The 4,506-nt window shown below is 71.1% G+C and carries 3 protein-coding genes; all 3 read left to right on the forward strand.

Features of this window, described 5'->3' with window-relative positions; genetic code table 11:
- Positions 1–550: 550 nt before the first annotated feature.
- Positions 551–1,603, forward strand: a complete 1,053-nt coding sequence (locus VFE05_21155; GenBank protein HET6232597.1) for a 3-isopropylmalate dehydrogenase — start codon at positions 551–553, stop codon at positions 1,601–1,603.
- 230 nt (positions 1,604–1,833) lie between these two features.
- Entirely contained in the window at positions 1,834–3,258 is a 1,425-nt protein-coding gene (locus tag VFE05_21160; protein HET6232598.1) for a hypothetical protein, read from the forward strand.
- A 14-nt stretch (positions 3,259–3,272) separates the two neighbouring features.
- Positions 3,273–4,379, forward strand: a complete 1,107-nt coding sequence (locus VFE05_21165) for a type IV pilus twitching motility protein PilT (protein HET6232599.1) — start codon at positions 3,273–3,275, stop codon at positions 4,377–4,379.
- Positions 4,380–4,506 lie beyond the last annotated feature (127 nt).

Here is a 4,506-nt window from a genome sequence, read left to right on the forward strand (position 1 = left end):
GCCCGCCTCCGTCCGGGGTCTCCCCGACCGCGGCGTGAGCCTCGCGTGCTCCGCGCACGCCGCCACGTCACGCCGCGCGAGTCTCCCGCCGCACATCGTTTTTCGGGTACGGCGAACAGGGACAGACACGAGATATCCACCCGCCCTGTGTGGTGCGTACCTGCTCGTCCGCCTGCGCCTCGGCCGCATGAATCTCTCGGTTCGACGCGGCACCCTCGCGTTCCCGACCACAGGCCGACACGTAGGTCGGCCCCTACCGACCTGACGCGATTTCGCGTTCCTCTGCCGTGAACACGGGGAAATCTCGCGCGGAATCGCGTACGACCGCGGGGCGGCCGCAGTTCACGGCTTGTGACTTCGTACCACCGGAGGTTGCCGCATGCACCACATCTCCCGCTCGCTTGCGTCGCGGCTGATGGACCTGCCCTGCATCTCCCGTAAGCCGTGTGTACAGCCTCGCATCTCCCGCTCCGTGCCGTTGACGGGGTTCGGCGGGGGCGGGTATCTTCAGGCCTTTCCGAGAGTAACGAAATCCCCGGGCACACGGTCCATGGCACGCATTGCGGTGATCGCCGGAGACGGCGTCGGCAAGGAGGTCACCCGCGAGGCGGGCAAGGTGCTGCGCGCCGTCTGCGAAGACGCGGGCGTGCCGCTGGAGCTGGTGCAGTGGCCGCACGGCGCCGACCACTACCTGGCGACGGGCAAGACCATCACCGACGACGAGTTCGCCGACCTTTCGGCCAACTACGACGCGATCCTGCTGGGCGCCATGGGCGACTCGCGCGTGCCCGGCAACGAGCACGCACGCCAGATCCTGCTGGGGCTGCGCTTCAAACTGGACCTGTACATCAACTTCCGCCCGGTGAAGCTGCTGGACGAGCGCCTCACGCCGCTCAAGGACAAGGGCGAGAAAGACGTGGACTTCGTCATCTTCCGCGAGAACACCGAGGGCGTGTACGTGGGGATGGGCGGCACCTTCAAGCAAGGCACGCCCGACGAGGTCGCGGTGCAGGAAGACGTGAACACGCGCAAGGGCGTGGAGCGCATCGTTCGCGCCGCGTTCGAGCACGCGCGCGCGAACGGGCTCACGCGCGTGACCATGAGCGACAAGGCCAACGCGATGGAGTTCGCGGGCGGCCTGTGGCGCCGCGTGTTCGCCGAGGTGAAGAAGGACTACCCGGAGATCGAGGCCGAGGCGTTGTTCGTGGACATGCTCGCCATGGACATGGTGCGCCGCCCGGAGCGCTACCAGGTGATCGTGACCGGCAACCTGTTCGGCGACATCCTCTCGGACCTGGGCTCGCAGCTGGCGGGCGGGCTGGGGCTGTCCGCGTCGGGCAACATCCACCCCGGCCGCACGTCGCTGTTCGAGCCGGTGCACGGGTCCGCGCCCGATCTCGCGGGCAAGGAGCTGGCGAACCCGCTGGCCGCCATCCTCACCGCCGCCATGATGATGCGCCACCTGGGCCACGACGCCCCGGCCGCGCGCATGGAGACCGCCGTCCGCGTCGCCATCCACGCCGGCGACACCACGCCGGACCTGGGCGGCACGCTCGGCACCGCCGCCGCCGGCGACGCCATCCTCCGCCACATGGGCCTGTGACGCGTCCGCGCGCCGGCTGAGATTCCACAGGCCGGCGCAGGTTCTCAGGGCCCGCTGGTCGATGGATGGCGGGCGGACGATGGCCTGCCGCTCAAACCTCCCGCTGAGATTTCGGCGCGGACGCGGCGGCGGGCGGATGCGGCGCGGCCTTATCGGGCGCCGCAGAGTGCCACGGGCGGCTGGACGGACGAGAACGACGGGCACCCCGAACCCCTCCGCACGGGCGGACCATGCACAGACAGCGCAGGACGATCGGGCAGATCCTGGTGGACCTCGGCCGCATCACGCCGGCCGACGTGGACCGCGCGCTGGAGCGCCAGCGCGCCCACGGCGGCTACTTCGGCGATGCGCTGGTCGCCATGGGCCTGCTCACCGGCGACGAGCTGAAGTGGTCGCTGGCGGACCAGATGGACCTGCCTTTCGTGCAGCTTCGGCCGGAGAACATCGACCGTGCGGTCGCCGCGCTGGTGCCCGCCGCGTGGGCGCGCGAGCACCTGGTGCTGCCCGTCCTCCGCAACGGCGACGTGGTCACCGTGGTGCTCGACAACCCCGGCGACGTGGACAAGCTGGAAGAGGTGCGCCGCTTCACCGGCGCCGCGCGGGTGGAGGCCGCTCTCTCCCTCCCCGAGACCATCCGCGAGCTGATCGACGCGGTGCACGTGGGCAGCGGCCCCGCCATCTCGTTCGAGCGGCTGGTGGACGAGGCGGTGGAACAGGGCGCGTCCGCGGTGGGCGTCTCGGTGCGCCCGGGCCGCGCGGTCGGCTGGTATCGCACGGCCGAGACGGTGACGCGGGCGCTGGGGGCGGAGTGGACGGCGGAGATGGAATCCATCGTCTCGCCCCTGTCGCCGCTGCCGCAGTCGCCCGTGCACGGCATCCGCAGCTGGCCGGCGCTGGTGACCACCGCCGCGCTGGGTGCGCGCCGCGTGGAGTGCCGCGCGGTGGGCCGCGGCGACGCGCTGGAGTGGAGCGCGGACCTGGCGCACGGCGTGCCCGCGTCCGTCGCCGCCGCGCGCATGGACGACGCGCTCCTACCCCGCATCCGCCAGGCGCTCGCGGGCGGCGGCGCGGTCCTGCGCGTGGCCTCGCACTCCGCGCCCGCTTCGCCCGAAGCAGCCGTTCCCGCATCTTCCGACGACACGGGAGATGCGGGAACGACGGGGGGCTCGGGCTCGTTCGACGCCCCCGACACGGACGTGTGGTCCGACCACTATGCGCGTCCCGCCGCCGGGGCGATCGAGGAGTTCGCGTTCCACTTCGAGCCGGACGGCGCGCCTCCGCACGACGCGGGCTCGCCGGAGCGGGCGGAGGCTTCGGCCGAGACGCTGGAGGCGACGTTCCCGGTGCTGCCCGCGGTGGTGCTCGGGCCGGACGTGCGGTCGCTGCACCTGTCGGACCGGCCAGTGGCCGTGGCGCCGGGGCTGCTGTACCTGCTGGTGCGCGGCTCGCTCTCCGAGACGCTGAGCGGGCTGGCATCGTTTGCGCTCCAGGCCTTGACGCTGGACGTGGACGGCCTGGGCGCCGCCGAGCTGGAGGCGGCGCGGCGGGTGGCGCCGCTGGTTGCGTTCCACTGCCGGTCCGGGCTGGACGCGGCGCTGCCCCACGACTTCGATCTCTGCCTCCGCGCCGCGGGAGCCGAGCTGATCTGGTCCTGAAGAACGAGCAGGAGATGTCCGAGCAGACGCTGAACGCCGCCGGCCCAGCCGAGGCCCCCAAGGTCCACCGCATCGACCAGTTCCTGCGCGCACTGGTGCAGGCGGGCGGCTCCGACCTGCACCTGAGCTGCGGCGGGCCGCCGGTGCTGCGCGTGCACGGGCACATGCAGCGCGTGAAGTTCCGCGACCTGACCGAGCAGGACATGAACGCGCTGCTGCTGGAGATCCTGCGGCCGTACCAGCGCGAGCGCTACCAGGAGACGAACGACCTGGACTTCGCGTACGAGATCCCCGGCGTGGCGCGCTTCCGCGGCAACCTGTTCCGCCAGCACCGCGGCCCCGGCGCCGTGTTCCGCGTGATCCCCTCGCGCGTGCTCACGGCCGACGAGCTGAAGCTGCCGGACGCCATCCGCAACTTCACGAAGCTGAACAAGGGCCTGGTGCTGGTCACGGGGCCCACCGGCTCCGGCAAGAGCACGACGCTGGCGGCCATGATCGACCTGATCAACAGCACGCGGCCGGAGCACATCCTCACCATCGAGGACCCCATCGAGTTCGTGCACAGGAACCAGATGGCGCTCGTGAACCAGCGCGAGGTGGGCCCGCACACCAACAGCTTCGCCAGCGCGCTCAAGGCGGCGCTGCGCGAGGACCCGGACGTGATCCTGGTGGGCGAGATGCGCGACCAGGAGACGATCTCGCTGGCGCTCACGGCGGCCGAGACGGGCCACCTGGTGTTCGGCACGCTGCACACCAACAGCGCGCACAAGACGGTGGACCGCATCATCGACACCTTCCCCGGCGAGCTCCAGTCGCAGATCCGGGCCATGCTGTCCGAGAGCCTGCGCGGCGTGGTGGCGCAGCAGCTCCTGCGCAAGAAGGGCGGCGCCGGCCGCGTTGCCGCGCACGAGATCCTGGTGGGCACCCCGGCCGTCGCCAACCTGATCCGCGAGGGCAAGACCTTCCAGATCCCGTCCATCATCCAGACGGGCAAGAAGGACGGCATGGTGCAGATGGACCAGTCGATCCTCGCCTTCCTCATGGCGGGCGCCATCGACGGCGAGGAAGCCTACGCCAAGGCCCACGACAAGGCCGCCTTCGCGCAGTACTTGGAGAAGTAACCAGGCCGGACGAGCTTCGTGCCATCCGCTCATCCTCTCCATCCGACACCGATGCAACGCCTCGGCTTGACCGCGCTGCTGGTCCGCGACTACGACGAGGCGATCGCGTTCTACGTCGATGCGCTCG

The sequence above is a fragment of the Longimicrobiaceae bacterium genome (assembly GCA_035696245.1).
In the GTDB taxonomy this organism is placed as follows: domain Bacteria; phylum Gemmatimonadota; class Gemmatimonadetes; order Longimicrobiales; family Longimicrobiaceae; genus DASRQW01.